This window comes from Photorhabdus bodei, from assembly GCF_003287735.1.
Taxonomy (GTDB): Bacteria; Pseudomonadota; Gammaproteobacteria; order Enterobacterales; family Enterobacteriaceae; genus Photorhabdus; species Photorhabdus kayaii.
Map to the genome: position 1 here is coordinate 1 of NZ_NSCM01000039.1, position 25,042 is coordinate 25,042.

The 25,042-nt window shown below is 40.9% G+C and carries 23 protein-coding genes and 1 pseudogene; 11 read left to right on the forward strand and 13 right to left on the reverse strand.

Translation table 11 applies throughout. The features are described 5' to 3' along the window. A pseudogene (locus tag CKY02_RS17685) lies at window positions 1-116 on the forward strand (IS630 family transposase); the annotation flags it as partial. Here the strand turns inward: CKY02_RS17685 and CKY02_RS17690 are convergent. From CKY02_RS17690 to CKY02_RS17700, 4 genes are all read right to left on the reverse strand, one after another. Continuing rightward, window positions 111-884, reverse strand: coding sequence for a methyltransferase (locus CKY02_RS17690; RefSeq protein ID WP_338015689.1), 774 nt, complete (start codon window positions 882-884; stop codon window positions 111-113). The pseudogene CKY02_RS17685 and the gene CKY02_RS17690 overlap by 6 nt on opposite strands. Before the next feature lie 186 nt (window positions 885-1,070). Then, window positions 1,071-1,280, reverse strand: coding sequence for a hypothetical protein (locus tag CKY02_RS24055; protein WP_146747468.1), 210 nt, complete (start codon window positions 1,278-1,280; stop codon window positions 1,071-1,073). Window positions 1,281-1,682: 402 nt separating this feature from the next. Further along, a complete protein-coding gene (locus tag CKY02_RS17695) occupies window positions 1,683-2,636 on the reverse strand; it encodes a methyltransferase (RefSeq protein WP_112896299.1) in 954 nt (317 codons plus the stop codon). A gap of 637 nt (window positions 2,637-3,273) precedes the next feature. Continuing rightward, window positions 3,274-4,227: a methyltransferase gene (locus CKY02_RS17700; RefSeq protein ID WP_112896300.1), complete on the reverse strand. Its 954-nt coding sequence runs from the start codon at window positions 4,225-4,227 to the stop codon at window positions 3,274-3,276. A gap of 13 nt (window positions 4,228-4,240) precedes the next feature. Between CKY02_RS17700 and CKY02_RS26390 the strand changes: the two genes are divergently transcribed. Beyond that, complete coding sequence (locus tag CKY02_RS26390; protein ID WP_274382186.1) at window positions 4,241-4,366, forward strand: hypothetical protein; 126 nt, start codon at window positions 4,241-4,243, stop codon at window positions 4,364-4,366. A 327-nt stretch (window positions 4,367-4,693) separates the two neighbouring features. Further along, complete coding sequence (locus tag CKY02_RS26395) at window positions 4,694-4,825, forward strand: hypothetical protein (RefSeq protein WP_275658225.1); 132 nt, start codon at window positions 4,694-4,696, stop codon at window positions 4,823-4,825. A 145-nt stretch (window positions 4,826-4,970) separates the two neighbouring features. Here the strand turns inward: CKY02_RS26395 and CKY02_RS17705 are convergent, their stop codons facing one another. Beyond that, entirely contained in the window at window positions 4,971-5,924 is a 954-nt protein-coding gene (locus CKY02_RS17705; protein WP_112896301.1) for a methyltransferase, read from the reverse strand. Window positions 5,925-5,978: 54 nt separating this feature from the next. Further along, window positions 5,979-6,104, reverse strand: coding sequence for a hypothetical protein (locus CKY02_RS26400; RefSeq protein WP_275658226.1), 126 nt, complete (start codon window positions 6,102-6,104; stop codon window positions 5,979-5,981). Between the two features lie 464 nt (window positions 6,105-6,568). Here CKY02_RS26400 and fdhE point away from each other — a divergent pair, with 464 nt between their 5' ends. The 4 genes from fdhE (at window position 6,569) to CKY02_RS17725 (ending at window position 12,573) form a co-directional block, all read left to right on the forward strand. Next, window positions 6,569-7,498, forward strand: coding sequence for a formate dehydrogenase accessory protein FdhE (fdhE, locus tag CKY02_RS17710; RefSeq protein WP_112896302.1), 930 nt, complete (start codon window positions 6,569-6,571; stop codon window positions 7,496-7,498). Window positions 7,499-7,519: 21 nt separating this feature from the next. Beyond that, entirely contained in the window at window positions 7,520-8,911 is a 1,392-nt protein-coding gene (selA, locus tag CKY02_RS17715) for an L-seryl-tRNA(Sec) selenium transferase (protein ID WP_112896303.1), read from the forward strand. Between the two features lie 33 nt (window positions 8,912-8,944). Then, window positions 8,945-10,804 carry a selenocysteine-specific translation elongation factor gene (gene selB, locus CKY02_RS17720; RefSeq protein ID WP_112896304.1) on the forward strand — a complete coding sequence of 620 codons (1,860 nt, stop codon included), beginning with the start codon at window positions 8,945-8,947 and terminating at the stop codon, window positions 10,802-10,804. Window positions 10,805-10,923: 119 nt separating this feature from the next. Further along, window positions 10,924-12,573 (forward strand): LTA synthase family protein, encoded by a 1,650-nt coding sequence (locus CKY02_RS17725; protein ID WP_112896329.1) that lies wholly within the window; start codon window positions 10,924-10,926, stop codon window positions 12,571-12,573. 74 nt (window positions 12,574-12,647) lie between these two features. Here the strand turns inward: CKY02_RS17725 and CKY02_RS17730 are convergent, their stop codons facing one another. Together CKY02_RS17730 and CKY02_RS17735 are read right to left on the reverse strand one after the other, a co-directional pair. Further along, a complete protein-coding gene (locus CKY02_RS17730) occupies window positions 12,648-13,967 on the reverse strand; it encodes a type II toxin-antitoxin system HipA family toxin (RefSeq protein ID WP_112896305.1) in 1,320 nt (439 codons plus the stop codon). Continuing rightward, window positions 13,967-14,248, reverse strand: coding sequence for a helix-turn-helix domain-containing protein (locus CKY02_RS17735; RefSeq protein ID WP_112896306.1), 282 nt, complete (start codon window positions 14,246-14,248; stop codon window positions 13,967-13,969). The genes CKY02_RS17730 and CKY02_RS17735 overlap by 1 nt, the downstream gene beginning before the upstream one ends. A 460-nt stretch (window positions 14,249-14,708) precedes the next feature. Here CKY02_RS17735 and CKY02_RS17740 point away from each other — a divergent pair, with 460 nt between their 5' ends. The 3 genes from CKY02_RS17740 (at window position 14,709) to CKY02_RS17750 (ending at window position 18,921) form a co-directional block, all read left to right on the forward strand. After that, complete coding sequence (locus CKY02_RS17740) at window positions 14,709-14,948, forward strand: HTH-like domain-containing protein (RefSeq protein WP_112896330.1); 240 nt, start codon at window positions 14,709-14,711, stop codon at window positions 14,946-14,948. 68 nt (window positions 14,949-15,016) lie between these two features. Beyond that, window positions 15,017-17,674, forward strand: a complete 2,658-nt coding sequence (locus CKY02_RS17745; protein WP_193493160.1) for a TrlF family AAA-like ATPase — start codon at window positions 15,017-15,019, stop codon at window positions 17,672-17,674. A 26-nt stretch (window positions 17,675-17,700) separates the two neighbouring features. Then, window positions 17,701-18,921 (forward strand): RNA-binding domain-containing protein, encoded by a 1,221-nt coding sequence (locus tag CKY02_RS17750; RefSeq protein ID WP_112896308.1) that lies wholly within the window; start codon window positions 17,701-17,703, stop codon window positions 18,919-18,921. A 176-nt stretch (window positions 18,922-19,097) separates the two neighbouring features. Here the strand turns inward: CKY02_RS17750 and mnmE are convergent, their stop codons facing one another. From mnmE to rpmH, 5 genes are all read right to left on the reverse strand, one after another. After that, window positions 19,098-20,462, reverse strand: coding sequence for a tRNA uridine-5-carboxymethylaminomethyl(34) synthesis GTPase MnmE (gene mnmE / locus CKY02_RS17755; RefSeq protein ID WP_112896309.1), 1,365 nt, complete (start codon window positions 20,460-20,462; stop codon window positions 19,098-19,100). Window positions 20,463-20,578: 116 nt separating this feature from the next. After that, window positions 20,579-22,219, reverse strand: coding sequence for a membrane protein insertase YidC (gene yidC / locus CKY02_RS17760; protein WP_112896310.1), 1,641 nt, complete (start codon window positions 22,217-22,219; stop codon window positions 20,579-20,581). A gap of 2 nt (window positions 22,220-22,221) precedes the next feature. After that, window positions 22,222-22,482: a membrane protein insertion efficiency factor YidD gene (gene yidD / locus CKY02_RS17765; RefSeq protein WP_112879275.1), complete on the reverse strand. Its 261-nt coding sequence runs from the start codon at window positions 22,480-22,482 to the stop codon at window positions 22,222-22,224. Beyond that, entirely contained in the window at window positions 22,446-22,805 is a 360-nt protein-coding gene (rnpA, locus tag CKY02_RS17770; RefSeq protein WP_112896311.1) for a ribonuclease P protein component, read from the reverse strand. The genes yidD and rnpA overlap by 37 nt, the downstream gene beginning before the upstream one ends. Window positions 22,806-22,821: 16 nt before the next feature. Then, window positions 22,822-22,962: a 50S ribosomal protein L34 gene (gene rpmH, locus CKY02_RS17775; RefSeq protein WP_036769962.1), complete on the reverse strand. Its 141-nt coding sequence runs from the start codon at window positions 22,960-22,962 to the stop codon at window positions 22,822-22,824. A gap of 690 nt (window positions 22,963-23,652) precedes the next feature. Here rpmH and dnaA point away from each other — a divergent pair. Next, a complete protein-coding gene (dnaA, locus tag CKY02_RS17780; RefSeq protein ID WP_112879277.1) occupies window positions 23,653-25,041 on the forward strand; it encodes a chromosomal replication initiator protein DnaA in 1,389 nt (462 codons plus the stop codon). Window position 25,042 lies beyond the last annotated feature (1 nt).

The window sequence follows — 25,042 nt, forward strand, 5'->3', positions numbered from 1 at the left end:
GAAATCATTGTTGTCAATTTATGTGGCAGTTACTGAATTATGTTGATGCCTTTTTGGCATCGTTTTCATCACAGCAAAAGCCAGGAAGACAAAAAATGGGTGTAGCACAATTATGAAATCTTATTTAGCTCTATAATTGAATATTTTTCATTTATATCTTTGATATCTTTAACGACAAACCCTACTTGGTGAGCCAAATCTTCTAATTCATTCAAATAACGCTCTTTTCCTAATAATAGTACATCCATTAATATATCCGTAGAGTCAATTATTTCTAATTTTAATTTTTTCACCGTGCCTATCAACAAAACAGTTGCATTATCATCCATAGCTTTTCGGCAATTCTCTAAAATCAGTATTGCGTTATTATCAGACCAATTATGGATAATATTCTTTAAAATATATAAATCATAACCAGATGGAACTGATTTAAAAAAATCTCCGTTTATAAATTCAATATCTTCTAAAACAGGAATTTCATTATATCTGTCCAATACAGCGTAATGTTTTCCTTTTATTTTTTCATTTATTCTTACCAAAAGCTTTCCTTCTCCTCCTCCAACATCTAATATTCTGTTATGTTGACTAAAATCATAAATATCAAGTATTTTCTCTATGATTTTGTCCGAGTTTTTTGACATAAAAGAATCAAAATTTGATCTGAACAATTCATGATTATCCAAATATTCAAAGAATGGTTTTCCATGCGCTATTTCAAATGCCGTTTTGTTATTATTCTCATATAAGGATTTTGAATACATTGACCAAACGTTCCAGTATTCTGGGCTAACTTCGCACCTTATCATCAATGATTCCATACTTTCAGGATCGGCAAGTGCACTGCATTCCTCAGAAAGTGCAACTCCCTCATTGCGGCTAACCAATACCCTATTTTGATTAAATATTCACATAACCGGCTAAAGCGAGAATGATCAAGACCATATTGACAGGAAAGTTCGCTGATATTTACGCAGGCCCCATCTTTAAAGTGAACAGATAAACCCATATCAACAAAAGCATAAATTGCGGTTGATTTTCTACATGATGTAATAAGATCGATTAGCATAGCGTTATCCTTTATACCTGTTATCTTTCAAGTTGCCTCTTTGTTGGCTGCACTCACTCACCCCAGTCACATCGTTATCCATGCTCCCGGGGATTCGCTCCCTTGCCGTCGCGATGCATCTTGAAATCCATAGGGTATATATCATAAAGAAATGAAGTGTTTTATATAAAACTCGGGAAATACCATGACGATTAACTAGGTATTTTAACAACATATTTTCACCAATTTGTGATTATTATTTTTTTTATCTTTTTCCTATGAAATAATAAATATTTTATTCCCCTTACTTTCCAATCAATTAACTTTCTTTAATTATCCATTTTTAGAAACAAATTATTATACTATACTAAATTTGATAAAAATAAATGATGAAGATCACAATTAAATATTTTCAGAATAATTGAAAATCAAATAAGGAAATATAACTTAATTTTGATATTTTAGCTATTAAACTACCCTTGTTATCAACATTTAAATCCACATTCTATTTCAATATCTTATTGATATAAAATAAAAATATGGCATTAAATATTTTAATGCCATACTTTTTATAGATTTATCAGACATACAATATCCATATCATTATATTTGGTGAAGCTCCACTATTATCTATAATTTATTTTACACCTAGTTGGATAATTGAATATGATTCGTCGATATCTTTAACATCTTGAATGACCAGCCCTGCTTGGTTAGCCAAATATTCGAATTCCGTTAAGTCACGCTCTTTCCCTAAAGATGATACATCCATTAATATATCAAAATATTTAATTACTTTAGACTGTGGTTTTTTCATTAAGGTTATTAATAAAATAGTTGCATTATTACCCATTGCCTTTCGGCAATTTTCTAAAATGAGTATTGCGTCATTATCAGGCCAATCATGAATAACATTCTTTAGAATATATAAATCGTAACCTGCCGGAATTGATTTAAAAAAATCTCCATCTATAAAATCTATATTTTCATAATCAGGAAGTGCATTATATCTGTCCAATACAGCGTAATGTTTTTCTTTTACCTTTTCACTCATTCTTATCAGAAGATTCCCTTCTCCTCCGCCAACATCTAATATTTTATCGTGTTGACTAAAATCATAAATATAAAATAATTTTTCAATCATTTTATCTGAATCTTTTGACATTAAGGAATCAAATTTTGATTTGAGCAATTTATTACTATCCAAATGCTCAAAGAATGGTTTTCCATTCGCTATTTCAAATGCCGATTTACCATTATTTTCAAGTAAGGATTTTGGGTACATTAACCAAGCGTTCCAGAGATCTGAGTTAAATTCCCACTTTGCAATTAATGATTCCATACTCTCAGGATCAGCAAGCACACTACATTCCTCAGAAAGTGCAACTCTATCATTGCAGCTAACCAATACCCCGATTTCAATTAAGAAATCACATAATCGATTAAGTCGAGAATAATCAATACCATATTGGCTGGCAAGTTCGTTGATATCCATATAAGTGCCATTTTTAAAGTGAACAGACAAACCTGTATCCACAAAAGTATAGATGGCAATTGATTTTCTATATGATGTAATAAGTTCGGCTAGCATTAGTTGTCCTTTATACCCGTCATCTTTCAAGTTGCCTCTTTGTTGGCTGCGCTCGCTCACCCCGGTCACATAGTTATCTATGCTCCCCGGGATTCACTCCCTTGCCATCGCGATCCATCTTGAAATCCATAGGGTATATATCTTTATCTTATAAAAAGACGAATTTTTTATCTAAATTTCAGAAAATACCATGCTAATTTATTAGGTATTCTGATAACTAGAATGAGTTCATTAACTTTACTATCTTTTCTTGGTAATATAATGAAGATATCATTCTCCTTATTATCCAATTGGTTAACTGACTTTAGTTATGTACTTTTGGGGTTAAAATTGTTAATTATCGAGCTATATTAAACATGATAAAAAGAAATGATGAAGATTACAATTAACTCTTTAAGGGGTTTTAAAAATCAAATAAAATAATTCAATTTAACATATTTATTTATGCTATTTAAATTATTTTAATTTCCAACGAATGAACTTTCTTTACACTTTAATATCCATATATACCCTATGGATTTCAAGATAGGCAGTAAGTATGTCATCAAATATTTTAATGACATACTTATTATATATTTTTTCAGAGAAACAACATCCATATAATTATATTTAATGAAAACATGTGATTATCTTTAAGTTATTTTATTCCTAGCTGGATAATTGAAGATGATTCATCGATATCTTTAACATCTTGAATAACCAATCCTGCCTGGTTAGCCAAACGTTCGAATTCCGTCAAATAACGTTCTTTTCCTGAAAATAGTACATCCATTAATATATCCAAATATATCACCATTTTAGATTGTGGTTTTTTCATATAACTTATCAATAAAACAGCTGAACCATTATCCATTGCCTTGCGACAATTTTCTAAAATGAGTATTGCGTTATTATCGGACCAATCGTGAATAACATTCTTTAAAATATATAAATCATAACCAGATGGAATTGACTTTAGAAAATCTCCATTTATAAAATCTATATTTTCCAAAACAGGAATTTCATCATATCTATCTAATACAGCGTAATGTTTTCCTTTTACCTTCTCACTCATTTTTACCAGAAGATTTCCTTCACCTCCTCCAATATCTAATATTCTGTTGTATTGACCAAAATCATAAATATCAAGTAGCTTTTCAATTATTTTATCTGAGCCTTTTGACATTGAAGAATCAAAATTTGATTTGAGTAATTTATTACTAGCTAAATGTTCAAAGAATGATTTTCCATGCGTTATTTCAAATGCCGGTTTTCCATCATTTTCAAGTAAAGATCTTGGATACATTGACCAAGCGTTCCAGCAATCTGGACTCAATTCCCATTTTACAATTAATGACTCCATACTTTCAGGATCGGCAAGTGCACTGCATTCATCAGAAAGGGTGACTTTATGACCATGGTTAACCAATACCCCAATTTCAATTAAGAAATCACATAATCGATCAAGTCGCGAATAATCAATACCACATTGACGGGAAAGTTCGTCTATATCTACATAAGCTCCATTTCTAAAGTGAATAGATAAGCCGGCATCAACAAAAGCGTAGATTGCGGCTGATTTTCTATATGATGTAATAAGTTCGGCTAGCATTGAGTTATCCTTTATGTCTTTATCTTATATACCCGTTATCTTTCAAGTTGCCTCTTTGTTGGCTGCATTCGCTCACCCCGGTCACATCGTTACCTATGCTCCCGGGGATTCGCTCCCTTGCCGTCTCGATGCATCTTAAAATCCATAGGGTATAAATAGAGTAAGTGTTTTATCTAAAGTACATTAAATACCATAATGAATAATTGGATATTTCGATAACTAATATGTGATTATTAGCTTTGTTACCTTTTCATAGTGAGATAATAAAAATTCCACTCTCCTTATTTTCCCATTGTTCAACTTACTTTAATAACGCATTTTTAAACAGAATTGTTAACTACCAGACTATATTAAATTCGACAAAAATAAATGACAAAGATCACAATTAACTCTTATCAGAAATTTCCAAGATAAAATAGAATCGTTTAATATAGTTATTAATCGTTTTTATTATCAGAGAATAAGTTTGCTTTCTATTTTAATACTTATACCCGTCATCTTTCAAGTTGCCTCTTTGTTGGCTGCACTCGCTCACCCCGGTCACATAGTTATCTATGCTCCCGGGGATTCACTCCCTTGCCGTCGCGATCCATCTTGAAATCCATAGGGTATATACATTTAATTATTAACATAAAATAAAATGTGGCGTCAAATATTTTGATGCCACATTTTATATATATATTTCCCAACGATCAATTATAAATATAATCATCTTTTGGAAATGATCCTAAATCCCTAATAATTTATTTTACCCCTAATTCTATAAATGAAAATATTTCATCTAAATCTTTATAAGATCGAATGACAAGTCCCGCGTGGCTAGCTATATCTTCGAATTCAGACAAATAGCGTTGTTTCGCTAAAAATAGCATATCCATTAATATATCCACAGATTTAACTACCAAGGATTGTGGTTTTTTCATTAAGGTTATTATCAGAAGGGTTGTGTTATTATCCATCGCTTCTCGGCAGTTCTTCAAAATGGATATAGCATCATTATCAGGCCAGTTATGGAGAACATTTTTTAAAATATATAAATCATAACCTGTCGGAATTGGCTTAAAAAAATCTCCACTTATGAAATTTACACCTTCTGAAATAGGCACTTCATTATATCTGTCCAATACAGCGTAATCTTTTCCTTTGACCTGTTCACTGATTCTGATCAAAAGCTCTCCGTCTCCACCCCCCAGATCTAATATTCTGTTATGTTTATTAAAATCATAAATAACAAGCAACTCTTTAATTATTTTATTTGTGTATTTTGACATTAAAGCATCAAAATCTGATTTTAATCCCTTATTACTATCCAAATGCTCAAAGAATGATTTTCCATGCACCATTTCAAATGCCGATTTGCCATTGTTTTCCAGTAAGGATTTTGGATACATTAACCAAGAATCCCAATGTTCTGAATTGATTTCATATTTTACTGTTAAGAATTCTACGCTATTAGGATCAGCAAGTGCACTGCATTCATCAGAAAGTGCAACCCCGTGGTTGCTGCTAACCAATACTCCTATTTCAATTAAGAAATCACATAGTCGATTAAGTCTTGAATAATCAATACCATATTGACTGGCAAGTTTGTTAATATCTACATAGTCTCCATTTTTAAAGTGAATAGATAAACCAGCATCAACAAAAGTATAGATTGCAGCGGTTTTTCTATATGACGTAATGAGATCGATTAGCATTGAATTACCCTTTCTGTATTTTTAAATGAGGTTATTATATATACCCTATGGATTTCAAGATGCATCGCGACGGCAAGGGAGTGAATCCCCGGGAGCATAGATAACTATGTGACCGGGGTGAGCGAGTGCAGCCAACAAAGAGGCAACTTGAAAGATGACGGGTATAGAACATAGTACCACTATAACTAACCATATATAGTTGAAACACTTTCAGCCCAAAATGTAATTATTAACTTTGCTATCTTTTCCTTATGAGATAATGAAAATTTGATTCATCTTTGACCATTGCTTACTCACTTTAATTATATTTTTTTAGCCGTAAGTAATTAACTATCAGACTATATAAAATATGATAGAAAGAAATGTTAAAAATCACAATTAACTCTTTTTAGGGATTTTTAAGATTAAATTAAAAAATATGCCTTAACAATATTTTTATTTCAGCAAATTCACACTAAGAATGAATGATTATAAAAATATTTACAACCATTTCATGAATATATTGATTATTACCGACCACATAATTTCAAGTATTATCTCTGTAGCCCAGAAACCACTTTTGATCTATGCTGAACGCTAAAAACAAGCTTAAGATTATTATTAATCTGAAAGCCCCAAAGCAGATAGCAGGAAGATAGAACTTAATGAGTATTCACATCGTTCCTCAAGAACAACTGAGCAAAGATCGCACCAATGAAAAAACAGCAGATTATATCCCGCCATTGCTTTTTGCTAATCTGAAAAATCTTTATCAGCGTCGAGCAGAACGCCTGCAACAATTGGCAAAAGAGAGCCCATTCGTTGATTATCTTAACTTTTCAGCACAAGTTGCCCAAGCTCAGCAAAAAGCGTTGCATGATAATCCATTGAAAATGGAGATAGCAGATATCTTAGAAAAATCTGTCATTGAAGGTAAACCGCCTCTGGATTGCAAAACCTTCCAACGTACTGAACACTGGCAAAAATTACTTCACTCTCTGATAGCAGAATTACTGCCAGATGCGTCGGAACATGTTAATGCCGCTCTGGATAATCTAGAAAAAGCGCCAGAACAGGAGCTGGAACAGATGGCCGATGCTCTGCTGAAAAATGAATTCAGTAAAGTCAGCCCTGAAAAAGCACTTTTTATCTGGGCGGCACTTTCCCTCTATTGGGCACAAATGGCAAATCAAATCCCAGGAAAAGCGAGGGCAGAATATGGTGAACATCGTCAGTTTTGCCCAGTTTGCAACAGTATGCCGGTCTCTAGTGTCGTTCATATTGGCACAACCAACGGGTTGCGTTATCTGCATTGTAGTTTGTGTGAAAGTGAATGGCATGTGGTACGGGTAAAATGCAGTAACTGCGAACAGACACGCGATCTTAATTATTGGTCACTGGATAGTGAGCACGCCGCTGTGAAAGCGGAAAGTTGCGGCGATTGTGGTAGTTATTTGAAAATTCTCTATCAGGAGAAAGATCCGAAAGTTGAAGCTGTTGCTGATGATCTAGCTTCACTGATCCTCGATGCCAAAATGGAAGAGGAAGGTTTTGCCCGCAGTAGCATCAACCCGTTTTTGTTCCCAAATGAGTAATAGTGAGTTGACGGAATTGCCATGACACATAAACCATACCCGTTGTACAGCCTGCTCCCCGCCATTGATCGTCTATTGCATGAGCCACAGATAGCCCCATTCGTGGAACAATATGGACAGACGTTGGTCACTGCCACATTAAGAGGAATGCAGGAGCAGGCCAGAATCAATATCAAGCAGTATCAGGTACTGCCTGATTGGTGTGATAACTGGGCCTTGGCACTTGGTCAGCAACTGGAACAGCAACAAGTTTTGGCTTTAAAGCCGGTGTTTAATCTTAGTGGTACGGTGATTCATACCAATCTTGGCCGAGCATTAATGGCAGAATCAGCGATTGAAGCGGTAACACAAGTGATGCGTTCACCTGTAACGTTGGAATATTCCCTCAATAACGCCGGACGTGGACACCGTGACCATGCTTTGGCGGATTTACTGTGTGAATTAACCGGGGCGGAAGATGCCTGTATTGTTAATAACAATGCAGCGGCGGTGTTGTTATTGCTGGCAACCGTAGCATCCGGTAAGCAAGTTGTGGTTTCTCGTGGCGAATTAGTGGAAATTGGTGGCGCATTCCGTGTTCCTGATGTGATGGTTCAGGCAGGATGCCGATTAGTTGAAGTCGGCACAACGAACCGCACTCACCTGAAAGATTATCGGCAAGCGATTAATGAAGAGACCGCTCTCCTCATGAAAGTGCATGCCAGTAACTACAATATTGAAGGTTTTACCGCGGAAGTGTCTGGCCGTGAATTGGCCACTCTGGGAATAACCTCGCAAATTCCTACTGCAATTGATCTGGGTAGCGGTTCCATGATCAATATGGCGCAATATGGATTGCCAGCCGAACCTATGCCTCAAGATTACCTGAATCAGGGCATCGATCTGGTCACTTTCTCTGGTGATAAATTACTGGGGGGACCACAAGCTGGCATTATTCTAGGCAAGAAACACTGGATAGAAGCAATCCAGCGTCATCCTCTAAAACGCGCTTTGCGGGCGGATAAGATGACACTGGCCGCTTTAGAAGCCACATTGCGGTTATATCAGCGCCCCGAACAACTTTGCCAACAGTTGCCAACGTTACGTTTGTTAACCCGTTCACAACAACAAATGCATGATATGGCACAACAGCTATTACCTCAGCTTCAAGCACATTACGGTGACCAATTTATTGTTCGTGATGAACCATGTTATTCACAGATTGGCAGTGGTTCACTGCCGGTTGATCGTCTGCCAAGTTGGGCTTTGACTTTCGCCGCCGTTGATGGTCAGGGGAGCTCGTTAGAGCGGTTGGCCCGGTGCTGGCGTGGATTAGCAAAACCCGTTCTTGGTCGTATCTCTGGCGGACGTTTATGGCTGGATTTACGCTGTCTTGAAGATGAAAAAGCGCTATTGCAGGCACTATTGCTGTAATTTTCTGAAATACAATAATTTTCTAAAACTATTATGATTTTTGCCACCGCGGGCCATGTTGATCATGGTAAAACCACACTTATTCAAGCGATTACCGGCGTTAATACAGCCCATTTGCCGGAAGAGAAAAAGCGCGGGATGACCATCGATTTAGGTTATGCCTATTGGCCGCAACCGGATGGCTCTTCGGTTGGTTTTATCGATGTGCCCGGACATGAGAAATTCCTCGCTAATATGTTGGCAGGGATCGGAGGTATTGATCATGTTTTATTAGTGGTTGCCTGTGACGATGGGGTAATGGCTCAAACGAGAGAACATTTAGCTATTCTGCGTTTGATTGGCCGCCCGGCCATGACAGTTGCGCTCACTAAAGCAGATCGAGTGGAATCGCAACGAATAGTTGAAATCCGCCAACAAATTGAGCATCAACTGGCAATGCAGGGTTGGGGAGAGTTCCCTCTGTTTGTAACGGCTGCGGCGGATGAAGAAAGTATTGTCCCTTTGAGGCAGCATCTGTTGCAGTTACATCAGCAAAATAAGCAGCATGAAAAATTACATCAGCGTTTTCGTCTGGCGATAGATCGCGCTTTCAGTGTAAAAGGAGCAGGTCTGGTAGTCACGGGAACGGCATTGGCCGGCCGGGTCAGGGTGGGAGATACCCTCTGGCTAACCGGCCGGGATCAGCAAGTCAGAGTACGTGGCTTGCATGCTCAGAATCAACAGACCGATACGGCTCAGGCCGGGCAACGTATCGCACTGAATATTACTGGTGATGTGAGTAAAGAACAGGTATCCCGTGGTGATTGGCTACTTTCCCACAAACCCTTTGAGCATGTAGAAAAGGTATTGGTGGAAGTAGAAACTGATGAACCTTTGCGAAACTGGCAACCAATTCATATTCATCATGCTGCCAGCCATATAACGGGGCGAATTTCATTACTAAATCAACTTTCTGATAAGCCTCTGCTGGCTGAATTGGCGCTTGATAGCCCAGTGTGGTTGGTTGAGAATGACCGGTTGATATTGCGAGATATCAGTGCCAGAAAAACATTGGCTGGCGCACGAGTGATAAATCTAAATTCCCCCCGTCGTGGTAAGCGCCAGCCAGAATTTTTGCATTGGCTCACGCGGCTTGCCAGAACATCAGATCATGCAGCTAATTTAGCGCTCCATTTGCCACGAGGCGCACTTTCTCTCAACCACTTTTCTTGGGCGCGTCAGTTAACGGAAGCAACTCTCCACCAGCTAATCGTTGATGAGGATGTGATTATTGCCGATGGTATGGTGTTATCACAGAACAATGCCAAGTTAGCAAAGCAGAAGTTACTACACGTTTTGGCTGAATATCACCAGCAACATGTCGATCAACTGGGTTTAGGCAGGGCACGTCTGAAACGGATGGCGCTGCCAACGCTGGATGAAGCGCTAGTTTACACTTTGATAGATGCATTGCTCAGTGATGGACAGCTAAAGCAATTACGAGGTTGGTTATATCTTCCTGAACACGGTTTGTCTTTTAGTGATGAACAGGCAAAATTGTGGCAACGAATAGCCCCCTATTTCACAGATGATCCGTGGTGGGTACGCGACCTGGCTGCTGATTTAAAAGAAGAAGAGGCAACAGTCCGCAATTTGTTGAAAAAATCCGCTCAATTGGGGCATATTATCGCGATTGTTCCTGATCGTTATTATTGTAGCCAACGAATTCAACAATTCGCGGAACTAATTCGCCAATTTAATCAAGATTATGGTGCAATTACCGCTGCGGATTTTCGTGATCAACTCGGTATCGGTCGTAAATTGGCTATTCAGATATTGGAATTTTTTGATCGCAGTGGTTTTACTCGTCGTCAGGCTGAGTCGCATATTCTCAGAGATAATGGGCTATTCTGATGATTTTTTTATTTAAAATATAGATGATTTCAGCAAAATCACCGTCTTGTTTCATCGATTCAACTGATCTGTGTTATTTTGCCAACCGTGGACCATCTATTAATTGGATTCAATACGATATGAAAAAGAAGATAATATCGGGTGTTTATCTGGGATTATTGTTTATTGCAACTTTAATACTGGTTTTTGAAAAAAGTGAAGATATTTACCCGGCACTGATCGCTGTCGGCGTGTTTGGGGTGATATTTGGCCTCGTGTTTTTTGTGTCAGCCCGGTTACTGTTTTCTACGGCCTTTACCGGAACACTGTTTATTATCTTTAAGTTCCTCAATCAGATAAAAGTGCATTACTACAAAGAACAGTTGATGTTCTCCGATCTAAACTTGATGTTTGATCCTGCCAATCAGGAAACACTACGCCACTATTGGCTGGCCGGTTTAGGCGTTGTCGCGATGTTTATCTGGTTGATTTTTAACATGACGCTGAGCTGGAAAAAATCATCTTCCCGCCGTGGTTTCAAATGGCGTACTGTCGGCTTGGTTCTGGCGGCGTTCTGTACATGGGAAGTGAGCGCTACCGCTAATGCATTCAGAGAGCAGTGGGAATCTTCACTACCAAAAGGACGTGGTACAGTCACCAATATGGTGATGTCGGCTAAAGACGCCAAATATCATGCGCCTCAGTTTGGGCAATCATCCGATTATTTTCTACAACAGGCTAGGAATGTTGTGCTGCCTGTGCCGCAGTCAGCGATTAAACCTGACGTGGTGATGTTATTACAGGAATCCACCGTGACTCCGCATATCTATCAACTGCCTGATGATACCCGCTTACCTGATTTTTATATGTTTCAGCGGGATTCGGGGGTCAGCGCACAAAGTCCAATGCGGGTGCAAACTTTCGGTGGTGGTACCTGGTTATCTGAATTTTCTGCTCTGACTGGCTTAAATACGGACGATTTTGGCTCACGTAAGAATGCGGTTTTTTATTTTATTGTTGATCACCTGAAATACAGCTTGTTCCGTGAAATGAAACAGAATGGCTATTACACGGTTGTTTTGACGCCATTTAATAAATCTTCTTATCATTCCGGTCATGCCTATCAGACTCTCGGCGTTGATCGCATTATTCAGCCACAGGAATTGGGATATCCCGCCAGTCTTGATAAAAATCTGTGGACTATCTCTACCCAAGAGATGTTGGGCTATGTGAAAGAAATTTTGGCACAGGAAACGGATAGGCCGCTCTTTATTTTCTCACTGACTATGTATGAACACGGCCCATATGATGAAGATCATGCCGATGATTACGGGCTTACCGGACATGTAAAAAATTCACAGTCAGTGGGTAAGTTCAGTCACTACATGGAGAAAATCAAAGCTTCTGATCCGGCAATCAAAGATTTCAGTGAGTTTGTTGCTAAACGGGAAAAGCCAACCATGTTCCTCTACTTCGGTGATCATCAACCCAATATCAGCCTAAATCAGTACAATGGCGTATTTTCAAATCCGGGTCATATCACCCAATTTACTATGCGGGATAACTTGCAGCAGGGAACATCTATTCAGACTGATGAACTGACGGATATTTCATTCCTCGGTGGCATGATTATGGAGAGAGCTAAACTGGATGCTTCACCTTTCTACCGAGCAAATATGACAATGCGTCATCTCTGTCATGGAGCACTGGATGATTGTCAGGATAAAGCGCTGGTGGAAAGTTATAAACACTATATTTATCAGCAACTAGATGTTGCAGGTAAAAAATAAGTTATAAAATCATCATGTAAGTGGGTGCCATATTTATATGGCACTTGCTGTAGATAATGCTGATGATGAAAATGTTAATCCCATCCAATTTTCAGGCGCTTTGCTCTGGCTTGTAACCCTCCCAATATCGAGTTACTGATATGAACAGGGAAATCTATAGGCAACTGACCTCTGGCATTCATGACAACTGTATCAACCGTCTCAGCATATTCAGTAAGAATTCTTGCCATCGAATCCTTATCAAATCCAGCGGCCTTGGCTGTTTGAAAAAAGTGTCTTGGGAATATCTGCTCTATATTGTACTTCCTACCTCTCGTCCCAGTTAGCCCCATCGCCAATTTGGCATCTCGGGGATGAAGCCCTCTGCCTCCGAATACAGGGTACATGGAAAGAATGTCATAAAAAGGCGTTAGCCGATAATGCCCTTCAGCCTCAATAAACAGTGAAAAGTTTTTTGCATGGCCGTCTGTGGCAGCCAACAGCCAAAACAATACCTGGATCTTCATAAATTCATAGCGGTCAGTCTCGGCTTTAACCGAACCCAAGAGGTAGGACATGATCTCGGGAATCCCAGGACCACCATGACTCTCATACTTTTTCGCCGAAGGCACGCTCAAGGTTTGGCAGAAATCCTCCTGAGGCAGCCGCATTATCCAACTGTTGTCAAATGAATACTTGCGATCAAATCGTTCTACTGCTAATGCTTTTATCTCTCCCACTTTCATTATTAAGCAGTGAGGAACAGACAGCCCAAACATCCTTGCAATCAACATGCAAAGATATTCATTTTCCACACTTTCAGACATATCAATAGAGTGTGAATGACTCTCAATTTTACCGATGGGAAGTTTGATGATATGTGTTGTCGGCGTGGCATTTAATGGCAAGCACCAATTTCCATCAATATTTAAAAGCGCTGTCTTTTCCTGTGCGCCAGCAATGGATATACGAAAATCTTCCTCTTCTTCGATCATCCCCAATGGCGCGCCAGCTTGATAGCCAGTTAGCACTTTCTCTAGTTCCATCTCAGATAAGGGCTTGTATTCAATCCTCTTGATATCATTGGCGGATGTACCTTGCGGTACCAGTTGCAAAGCTCCTACACTATCTTGACCCACTTTAGCCAGTAGATCAAAAGGTTGCGTTGATTCAGCATTGTGCCTGGCAACAATTCTTCTTCTGACTTCCGAATTATCCGGCAGTAGATTATCGAAAAAGTTATATACCTCGTCACCCTGATAAGCTTGATGGCGCAGAGGCATAGACAGTGAAATGGGGCGACTACCCGATAACCTAAGCCAGGACTCATCATATTTGAAATGGTGGGAGCCAGTATTGGCTTTGGTGAATACTCCAACCCGATAACCGTTCATGTAGACATCCAGTGCTGCCATTACCACTCCTCTTTCCACACCGAGTCCGATGTTGCGCAATCATCTTCCACTAACGAATCTATCTTAGTAACGTTTCTTGGCTGGATATCGAGTTCCAAATTCAATGCTGACATAATCTTAAAGAAGGTCTCCAGCTTGGTAGAATCTGGGTGCTGCTCAAAGCTTGATACCGTATCCTGCCTAATACCCACTTTGCTTGCGACTTTACCCTGAGAAAGTTTTTGAGTAAGCCTGATATCTTTTAAATATGCGCTGAGTTGTTTCGAGTTAGTCACTTTCATATTTGAGGTCAACCAATTTGAACAGTTAACCTCATTGTTACACGCTATAACCGGTAAATCAATTTTTACACGCTATAGCCGGTAAATATAATTTTACCTGTTATAACCGGTAAAAAAGTTCTACTTCCGCCTTTTACCCATTCACTTGCCAATACAGAATGTTAAAAATATAATTAAAACAATTTGTTATGTGAATTTTGGAGTAAGTATGGATCAAAGTATTTACTCCCTAATTAATACTATGCTTAGTAAGACTTTATTCTGAAAGGACATATCCCGCATTTTTTGTAACTAAATGGTAGCATTATCTCATAGCTTGCTATCAGTAAAGCAAACCATCCCCCATCTATTTGCAAATAGTCTAGAACGTTTACCAACGCAACTACAGTCTTTCTTGCAGTACGCATATAAATTATATAATTTAGCTAAATTATATAGATGTTCGATAGTAAAGGTTATGATAAACGAACAAGATATTTACGAAAGGATCAAGCAGGTTTTAACGAATGCGCCACGCAATCAGTACACGGCTGAACTACATCTACAAATGATTAAGTATGCCGATGAGCTGAAGAACATTACAGCTAAAGATTTTTGTGAAGGTGTTGGACTTAGCCAGAGTTTTGGCACTGAGTTCAGTAAAATGCGTAATTTGACGCAGCGTTTGAAAACCGCAGGACTTAATACGGATCTGCTTTAAGACAATTTTGTCGATGTAAATTACCAAGGCCTGAACGATGAATATGCCTGTATAAGTGGAGTATAAGTATGACTATTCAGACCAATAAGCACGCTAAAGCACGTTTTTTCAAGTGTGCATTGCAGGTAAATTCTTCAGGCTACATAAAATATCGGGGGCAGCAACCGACTCTTTCTGAAGATGATTATAATCAGCAATTGTTAAATGCTTCGCTAGAGATGGAAATTGAAGTCATTGGCCTAGCTGATCATGGGTCGGTGAATGGTTTTGAAAAGATCAGAGATCTCTTTGCACAACATGGAATCGTGGTGTTCCCCGGCTTTGAAGTTGCCTCCAGTGAGAAAATTCACTTCGTTTGCTTGTTTGATGAATCAGCTTCGGCTGATCTGATAAAAATGCATTTGGGAGCATTGGGGGTGGATATAAACCAGCCGGAAGCCCCAGTGCAGAAATCTGCCACAGATATTATTAATTACGTAAACGATAAGGGTGGTTTCATTTTCGCTGCCCACTGTACCAATGATGATGGCGTGTTAAAGCGGCGGATGGATTATGTTTGGCAACATAAAAGGCTGTTGGCTGCTCAGATCCCAGGTTCAATTGAGGACTTAAAGGGTGTAGAGAGCGACTTTTATCGTAAAGTTTTCCTGAATAAGAATGATGACTATCGCCGCGAGCGGGAAATGGCTGCCATCAATGCCGCTGATGTGGCAAAGCCTGAAGAGATTAAAGCTGATGGCGCTTCTTGTTTAATTAAAATGACCAAGCCCTGCTTCACTTCTTTCAAGCAAGCTTTTTTAGATGCTGGCTCCAGAGTGCGGTTAAATTCAGACAAACCGGAAAACTATGCGTCAGCTATCGAACGTATTCGTTTTGTCGGTGGCTACCTTGATGGTATGGATATTGAATTATCGGATCACTTAAACGCAGTGATTGGTGGTAGAGGTACGGGCAAATCAACCCTGCTGGAGTGTATTCGCTATGCTTTTGATTTAGAACCTTTTGGTAAAGCATCGAAAGCTCAGCATGACGCTATTGTAAAAAATAACTTAGGTATCGAAAAAGGCATGGTTGAAGTAAGTGTTCGCTCTGCAACCATGCATGGCCGCATATTTACGGTGAGCCGCAAATATGGAAACCAGCCAGTGGTGAATGAAAACGGCAGAATTTCACCTTATCACCCCAAAGATTTACTGCCTGGCGTTGAGCTGTATGGTCAGAATGAAATTTATGAGATGACTCGGGATGAGCAAAGCCGAAACCTACTCATTGCACGATTCTTGGAAAGTGAGCACGAACAGTTTGAGAAGGCCATAGTCAAAGTGCTAGTGAGCCTTAAGGATAATCGTGAAACCATTATTCGTGCGCTTAGCCAAAAAGCAGATGTTGAGGCAGAAGTTGAGCGCTTACCCAAGTTATTGGATCAGGCTAAACAATTCCAAGCGCTGGGTATTGATGAAAAGTTGAAAGTGATTCCAAAGCTGGAAAAGGAAAAACAACTGAGTGGGAGAGTTAATGAAGAAATTGCTCGAGTAAAAGAAGCTATCAACATCTTAAAAGACGGTTTGCCAGATACGGTATTTTTAAGCGATGCCAGCTTAGAAGGATTACCACACTTAGATCTTTTAAAACAAAAGCGTCAAGTTTTAGAAATGTTAAAGAGCTCTTTAACTCAATGTTTAATCCAAGTTGAGGAGCTCTCCAGTAAAGCCGCGAGTAATTTACTTCCTCTACAGCAACAACTGTCGGAAAGGTTACAAACGGAAGAACAACAACTTGAAAATGCGTTTAAAGACATCCCCACAAGTCAGGGTAAAACGGGTCGGCAGATTGGTACTGAATATCAAACCTTACTAAAGCAAATTGAACAGATTCGCCCAAAAGAAACTGCCTTGCAAAACCGACAAACCCAACTCAACGAGCTCTATAGTCAGCGGAAGAAACTATTACTTGAGTTAGATCAGCAGACCAGTGCACATGCTAGCGCCATGCAGAAGTCGGTTAAACGGCTCAATCGCAAGTTGGATCAGAAGGTACGCCTTAGCCTGAATTCTGAAGGTAACCGCCAAGAATTAGTGAATTTCTTGAGTGATTGCAACTTGGAAGGTGTTGGGCAGGAAAGACTAGTGTGGGTTTTAGAGGGTGAGTTCACACCAGCTAATCTTGCTGCCACTATTCGCCAAGGTGAGGCTGAATTAACCTCTAATTTCGGTATATCTAATTCCGTTGTACGAGCGTTAAGCCGTTTGCCTGAGAGTAAACTGCTTGAGCTAGAAGAGTTGCTGCTTCCCGATACAATCGCGATTGAGCTGAATATCACTCACGGTGAACGCGAGGCCGTTTTCCGCCCAATTGGGGAACTATCGACCGGCCAACAATGTACGGCGATTTTGCACCTGTTGCTATTGGACAACCAAGATCCACTTATCCTTGATCAGCCGGAGGATAACCTTGATAACGCCTTTATCGCTGAGCGTATAGTTGCTGAGCTGCGCAGAGCCAAGCTAAGCCGACAGTTCTTGTTCGCAACCCACAACGCCAATATTCCGGTATTTGGTGACGCGGAATGGATTGGTGTGCTGAGTGTGGAAGATAACAAAGGGTTGATCCTGCCAGAACAACAGGGTGCGATCGATATGCCAGAAGTGCAAAAACTAGCGGCAGATATATTGGAAGGAGGTAAGAGTGCGTTTAATCAACGCCGTGAAAAGTACGGCTTTAACTGAATGCTTTACTTCCTTGGGAGAGAACGATGTTAAAAACAGAATTGTTGGAAATTATTGCCAATGGCGAAAACTCAGGTGTGGAATTTAAGCGAGATGATATACGTCCTGAGCAATTAGCCAAAGAAGTTGTTGCCATGACCAACTTTCAAGGAGGACGAATACTGCTGGGTGTGGAAGATGACGGCACTATTAGTGGCGTGCAAAGGCATGATCTTGAAGAGTGGGTTATGAATGTCTTTCAGGGCAAAATTCATCCGATGATGCTGCCGTTTTACGAAGAGGTGAAATTGGATGATGGCAAACTGGTTGCTGTCATTAGCTTTCCCATCGGCATTTCGAAGCCCTACGTCGTTCGCCATAGCGGAAAAGAGGAAATCTATATTCGTGTTGGGACAACATCGAGGCTAGCAACTAGAGAGCAGCAGATGCGATTGTTTGAATTGGGTGGAATGCTGCATACCGAAGTAATGCCTGTGCCTCGTACAGATATGAGTTGTTTGGATGACGCTCGCCTAACCAATTATGTAAAGGACATCTTACGAGATCCCGATGTACCTAAAACGCCTGATGAATGGCAAGCAAGGCTACTTGGTCTGGGTTTTTTAACCGAAGCCGCGGGCAATGTTTGCTGCACAATAGCTGGCTTGGTGTTATTTGGTAAAAGTCCGCGACGCTATCTCAAACAAGCGGGTTTACGGGTCATGGTATTTCATGGTGAAGATAAGGAATACCAAGCTGCATTGGATGACATCATTGATGGCCCAATGGTCGGGCGCTGGGATCTTGAAAATGGTGATAAACGGCTAGTCGATGGTGGCGTTATTGAGAGATTCATGGAGGCTATGAGTCCCTTTATTTCTCAAGAGTCTGATCAGGTGAATGAAGAGTTAAGGCGAGAGACACTGTGGTTTTATCCACTTGAGGCCGTTAGAGAAGCATTGGTCAATGCGCTGGCGCACCGTGATTGGACGCGTTTTGTTGAAATTGAGGTATCTAGTTATTCCGACCGGCTTGAAGTCATTAGCCCAGGTTCTTTACCAAACTCCATGACGGTAGAAAAAATGAAAGCAGGACAGCGTTCACCCAGAAATATTATTGTCATGGAAGTATTACGTGATTATGGCTATGTCGATTACCGAGGAATGGGTGTGAGGACCAAAATTATGCCACTAACGAAAGCGTTAACAGGTAAAGATCCTGAGTTTGATTTGGCAGATGATCATTTAAAAACAATCTTGTTCCGGTAATAGATGTTGTGGCTGTTGGAACAGCATATACCGCACTGTATCTGGCGCTTTTAAAACAGCGCCATTTTTTTAAAAGCAATCGGAAAACAACTTTGCAATGCGCGATGGAATTCCGGTAAAACGGATCAAAGCGAAGTAAATGGGTTTTGAAGCGTTACACTTTAAAAATGACCACTTCACTTACCAATACAAAAACTCGAAAAAATCCTTCCTAGCAGATCATCGGAAGTAAATTCACCCGTAATCTCACTCAGCGCCTGCTGTGCCAAACGCAGCTCTTCTGCCAGCAATTCACCTGAACGGGCAACCACCAATTGTTCATGGCCCCGTTGTAAATGCTCCGCCGCGGTATTTAATGCTTGTAAATGACGACGACGAGCCAAGAAACCACCTTCGGTATTACTGCTAAAACCCATCGTTTCTTTTAGATGATCGCGCAATAAATCGATACCTTCACCGCTACGGGCAGAAAGTCTAACCAGCGAGTAACCACTTACTTCGGCAATGCTTGTCTCTTCATCAGTCATATCTGTCTTATTACGAACGACTGTGATAGGGAGCGATTTAGGCAGACGAGCCATAAATTCAGGCCAGATTTCCACAGGCTCAACCGCGTTCGTTGTCGTGCTGTCTACCATAAACAGTACACGATCAGCCTGCTCAATTTCCTGCCAAGCACGCTCAATACCAATACGCTCAACTTCGTCACTGGCTTCACGCAGACCTGCGGTATCGATAATATGCAACGGCATACCGTCAATATGGATATGTTCACGCAACACATCACGGGTTGTGCCTGCAATATCCGTCACAATCGCCGCTTCACGGCCTGCTAATGCATTAAGCAGGCTAGATTTCCCCGCATTAGGGCGACCGGCAATAACAACTTTCATCCCTTCACGTAAAAGGCTGCCCTGACGAGCCTGAGCACGTACACGCCCAAGCTCAGCCATCACTTCATCCAATTTGGCCTCGATTTTCCCATCAGAAAGGAAATCAATCTCTTCATCTGGAAAATCAATAGCCGCTTCTACATAGATTCGTAAGTGAGTAAGTGCTTCCACCATCTGGTGAACTTGAGTCGAAAAAGCGCCCTGTAAGGAATTCATCGCTGAACGGGCAGCCTGCTCCGAACTGGCATCGATCAGGTCAGCAATGGCTTCCGCCTGAGCTAAATCCAGTTTGTCATTAAGAAAAGCGCGTTCAGAAAACTCACCAGGATTAGCGATTCGCACACCTGGCAGAGTCAGAATACGTTTAAGTAGCAAATCGAGAATAACCGGCCCACCATGCCCTTGAAGCTCCAGTACATCTTCTCCGGTAAATGAATTGGGTCCCGGAAAGTAAATAGCAATCCCCTGATCAAGTATCTGACCATCTACATCACGAAATGGCAGATAATCTGCATAACGGGGTTTGGGTAATTTACCTAATACCACCTCAGCGACCTGTGCGGCTTTCGGGCCGGAAACACGCAAAATGCCAACCCCTCCTCGCCCTGGTGGGGTAGCCTGAGCAACAATCGTATCCGTGGTATTCATGGTTATCTCTCTATTGACTTTTTCGCTCAAATTGCTTTTAAAGCAAATAGTTAAGGCGGTCAATGACCGCCTTTCCCGTTACAACGGCCAGCATGTATTCTGGCTGAAGCTATGTTTTATTTCGCTGGCTTTTTCTCGCGACTATGCAAACCGCGTTTTTCCAGCCCACGATAAATCAATTGCTGCTGAATAATTGTCACCAAGTTACTGACGATATAGTACAGAACCAGACCTGATGGGAACCATAGGAAGAATATGGTAAATATGACAGGCATATAGGTCATAATCTTCTGTTGCATCGGATCAGTAATTGTTGTCGGAGACATTTTCTGGATGATGAACATGGTCACACCCATCAGCAACGGCAGGATGTAATAAGGATCTTGTGCAGACAGATCATTAATCCAGCCAGCAAATGGCGCATGACGCAATTCAACAGAACCCATCAACATGTAATATAAAGCAAGGAAGATTGGCATTTGAATCAACAGAGGCAAACAGCCACCCAGTGGGTTCACTTTCTCTGCTTTGTACAATGCCATCATTTCCTGGCTCATACGCTGTTTATCATCACCAATACGCTCGCGCATAGCCGCCAATTTAGGCTGTAACAGACGCATTTTCGCCATTGAAGTGTATTGTGCTTTGGTCAGCGGGTACATGATACCACGCACAATAAAGGTGATAACAATGATGGAGAAGCCCCAGTTACCAATAAAACCATGCAGGAACTTCAACAGCTTAAATAATGGCTGAGAGATAAACCACAACCAACCATAGTCTACAGACAGATCCAGATGAGGTGCTACAGCGGCCATTTCATCTTGAATTTCCGGACCAATCCACAGTGTAGAAGAGACCGTTTTTTCACTGTTAGCGTCAACAGAGATTGGTGCACTCTTATAGCCAATCGCCGCCATCTCTTTACCTAATGCGGCAGTGTAGAAGGTACTGGTTTCATTCGCCGCGGGAACCCAAGCGGTAGCAAAATATTGCTGCAACATGGCAATCCAGCCACCTTTGGTGGTCACGGATAAAGATTCACCTTCAATATCGCTAAAGCTGTATTTTTTGTATTTGGTATCATCTGAAGAATAGGCTGCACCACGATAAGTATGCAGGGCAAAGTTACTGCTGCCTGTATCACGATGCTTTGGTAGTTCAACACTCTGTTTCAACTGACCAAAGAAGGTCATCTGTAACGGTTTTTCTGTCGTGTTATGAATATGGTAATCCACACTAATCGCGTATTCACCACGTTTCAGGACAAATGTTTTGACGTAAACAATGCCATTTTTAGTGACGAAATTCATCGGGATACGCAATTCATCCTGTCCATCAGCCAATACATAGCTATCCTGTGCTGCGGTATACAGCGGGCGCTCACTATTCATCGGGTTATCTGGGCCATCTTTCCCCGTCAATCCGCTTTGCGCTTGATAAGTGAAAGCAGATGTTGTTTCCAACAACTTGAAGGACTGGTTTGAACCCAGGGTATCAGGATAGGCTAACAGGTCAGCCTCTTCGATATCACCGCCACGAGTATTGATGGTCAAAGAGAGCACATCAGTTTTAACCGTGATAAGTTTACCTTTTCCACTGCCTGGTACAGCTTGATTCTCACTGCTCGGCATATCCGTTTGTTGCGTGGCCTGTACTGTCGTTGGCTGCGGATTTTTATCTGCTTCCCATGCTTGCCAGACCAAGAAAGAAACGAACAGCAAAGCGATGAGAAGAAGATTACGTTGCGAATCCATCGTTAGTGTTCTCTGTTATCGTTGTTTTTTACCGGTGGGACAGGATCATCACCACCTTCATGTAAAGGGTGGCATTTTAATACGCGTTTCACCGTTAACCAACAGCCTTTTATCACCCCAAATCGGCATAATGCCTCAATGCCATATTGAGAACATGTAGGATTAAAGCGACAACGAGGCCCCAACAGCGGGCTTATTACCAACTGATATCCCCGGATTAATGCGATCAGGAAACGCGAGCCAAACGACAGTGACGACGCCATAATTTATCCAACGCCTCCGTTAACGCACGGTTATCAAGCTCAGCAACGCCTTTCCTAACCAATACCACAAAATCCATAGGAGGCAAGTTATGTTGGTTTAAACGGAAGCTTTCACGGGCTAACCGCTTAATCCGGTTACGCTCATGAGCACGTTTAACATTTTTCTTGGCTATAGTAAGACCGATACGGGGATGCCCCAGCTCGTTCAGGCGACCAAGGATAGTAATCTCTGGCGAACTTGCCCGTTGGGGTTGCTGGAAAACATAAGTGAAATACTTGGGAGTTAACAAGCGTAACTCCCTCGGAAAAGCGAGCTTAACCACTAGATGGTTAGCTTTATTACTTAGAAACGGTCAGACGAGTACGGCCTTTTGCACGACGGCGAGCCAGAACCTGACGACCATTTTTGGTAGCCATACGAGAGCGGAAACCATGAGAACGGTTACGCTTCAGTACGGATGGTTGGAAAGTGCGTTTCATAGCGATTTCTACCTAACTTAAAATTATTACTGATTCAGTAAATGCGTTGGCAGCCAGTGAGAAATAGACACCGATGCCTCAATCGCAACATCAATATAAAAGAAGCGGGATTGTAATAAAATGTACAGCCCTGAGTCAATTTACATAACACAAAGTCGGCCGGCTTTTCTACTGAGTTGGATGTTTACCAACACTCTGGCCCATGCGTACACCAGACTCTTCACCAAACATTATCGGTAAAAACTCTGGTATCGCACATAGGGTGCAATATTATACGGACTACTGAACAAAGCGCAACGATCACTGGCAGATCTTCGTTTTTTGTTATGATCCTTGGTCCGATTTTATTTCGAATATCGGCTTATTCTCGATCTGCATTTGGCATCCTCCATAATTCCACTACAACCCCTTTACAGCCCTTTATTTCACACACAATTTTATCCTGTGGATAAAAAGCGCTTAAACTGTGTAAAAGAATGAAGATCTATATCGTCTTTTGCGCTATGATCCCAAGCCATGATTTGGATCTTATCCTCGGATCATGGGGGAGCGATGACATTAAAAATCGCCATACACATAACAATTGATCCTTCCTCGCCTTAGAGGAGTCGTTGTTTTGTACCCAATATAATGAGCTAACCACTCCGATTTCTTTAATTGTTAATTGGCCTTGTTTTAGGGGAGTCCACCGTGTCACTTTCGCTTTGGCAGCAATGTCTTGCCCGATTGCAGGATGAATTACCTGCCACAGAATTCAGTATGTGGATACGCCCCCTTCAGGCAGAGCTAAGTGGTAACACTCTGGCACTTTATGCCCCAAATCGGTTCGTTCTGGACTGGGTAAGAGAGAAGTATATCAACAATATCAATGGATTGTTGAATGACTTCTGTGGAGCAGAAGTACCATTATTACGTTTCGAAGTTGGCAATAAACCCGTTTCCCAAAACGATAGCCCACCACAAAGGGTTGTCGCTCATACGCCAGTTACACCTGCACCACAGAGCACATCAGTACGCCCCAGTTGGGATAACACTACGGTACAACCAGAGCTCTCTTATCGCTCTAATGTTAACCAAAAACATACTTTTGATAACTTTGTTGAAGGTAAATCCAACCAACTTGCTCGTGCTGCTGCAAGACAGGTAGCTGATAATCCCGGCGGTGCCTATAACCCACTATTTCTTTATGGTGGTACGGGTTTGGGTAAAACCCACCTATTACATGCCGTAGGTAACAGTATTATGGCACGTAAGGCAAATGCCAAGGTGGTCTATATGCATTCTGAACGTTTTGTTCAGGATATGGTCAAGGCATTACAAAATAATGCAATAGAAGAGTTCAAACGCTATTACCGCTCTGTCGACGCATTACTGATCGATGATATTCAGTTTTTTGCCAATAAAGAACGCTCTCAAGAAGAGTTCTTCCACACATTCAATGCATTACTGGAAGGTAATCAACAGATTATTCTGACATCAGATCGTTACCCAAAAGAGATCAATGGGGTAGAAGATCGGTTAAAATCCCGTTTTGGCTGGGGGCTAACCGTTGCAATTGAACCACCGGAACTCGAAACCCGTGTCGCTATTTTGATGAAAAAGGCAGACGAAAACGAAATCCAGTTACCAGGCGAAGTTGCTTTCTTTATAGCCAAACGTCTGCGTTCTAATGTCCGTGAGCTTGAAGGGGCATTGAACAGGGTAATAGCAAATGCCAATTTTACTGGCCGAGCGATTACTATTGATTTTGTACGTGAAGCATTACGTGATCTGTTAGCACTGCAAGAAAAACTGGTTACCATTGATAATATTCAGAAAACAGTCGCTGAGTATTATAAAATCAAGGTGGCCGATTTACTTTCCAAACGGCGCTCCCGTTCCGTTGCCCGTCCAAGGCAAATGGCAATGGCGCTGGCAAAAGAGTTAACCAACCACAGCTTGCCTGAAATCGGGGATGCCTTTGGTGGACGTGACCACACAACTGTGCTGCATGCTTGTCGTAAAATCGAGCAACTGCGTGAAGAAAGTCACGACATCAAAGAGGATTTTTCTAACTTAATCAGAACATTGTCTTCCTAGT

Coding starts and splice junctions, on each gene's coding strand:
- CKY02_RS24055 (WP_146747468.1), bottom strand. CDS start 1,280: ATGTTGTTAAAATACCTAGTTAATCGTCATGGTATTTCCCGAGTTTTA.
- CKY02_RS17695 (WP_112896299.1), bottom strand. CDS start 2,636: ATGCTAGCCGAACTTATTACATCATATAGAAAATCAATTGCCATCTAT.
- CKY02_RS17700 (WP_112896300.1), bottom strand. CDS start 4,227: ATGCTAGCCGAACTTATTACATCATATAGAAAATCAGCCGCAATCTAC.
- CKY02_RS26390 (WP_274382186.1), top strand. CDS start 4,241: ATGTCTTTATCTTATATACCCGTTATCTTTCAAGTTGCCTCTTTGTTG.
- CKY02_RS17705 (WP_112896301.1), bottom strand. CDS start 5,924: ATGCTAATCGATCTCATTACGTCATATAGAAAAACCGCTGCAATCTAT.
- fdhE (WP_112896302.1), top strand. CDS start 6,569: ATGAGTATTCACATCGTTCCTCAAGAACAACTGAGCAAAGATCGCACC.
- selA (WP_112896303.1), top strand. CDS start 7,520: ATGACACATAAACCATACCCGTTGTACAGCCTGCTCCCCGCCATTGAT.
- selB (WP_112896304.1), top strand. CDS start 8,945: ATGATTTTTGCCACCGCGGGCCATGTTGATCATGGTAAAACCACACTT.
- CKY02_RS17725 (WP_112896329.1), top strand. CDS start 10,924: ATGAAAAAGAAGATAATATCGGGTGTTTATCTGGGATTATTGTTTATT.
- CKY02_RS17730 (WP_112896305.1), bottom strand. CDS start 13,967: ATGGCAGCACTGGATGTCTACATGAACGGTTATCGGGTTGGAGTATTC.
- CKY02_RS17735 (WP_112896306.1), bottom strand. CDS start 14,248: ATGAAAGTGACTAACTCGAAACAACTCAGCGCATATTTAAAAGATATC.
- CKY02_RS17745 (WP_193493160.1), top strand. CDS start 15,017: ATGACTATTCAGACCAATAAGCACGCTAAAGCACGTTTTTTCAAGTGT.
- CKY02_RS17750 (WP_112896308.1), top strand. CDS start 17,701: ATGTTAAAAACAGAATTGTTGGAAATTATTGCCAATGGCGAAAACTCA.
- mnmE (WP_112896309.1), bottom strand. CDS start 20,462: ATGAATACCACGGATACGATTGTTGCTCAGGCTACCCCACCAGGGCGA.
- yidC (WP_112896310.1), bottom strand. CDS start 22,219: ATGGATTCGCAACGTAATCTTCTTCTCATCGCTTTGCTGTTCGTTTCT.
- yidD (WP_112879275.1), bottom strand. CDS start 22,482: ATGGCGTCGTCACTGTCGTTTGGCTCGCGTTTCCTGATCGCATTAATC.
- rpmH (WP_036769962.1), bottom strand. CDS start 22,962: ATGAAACGCACTTTCCAACCATCCGTACTGAAGCGTAACCGTTCTCAT.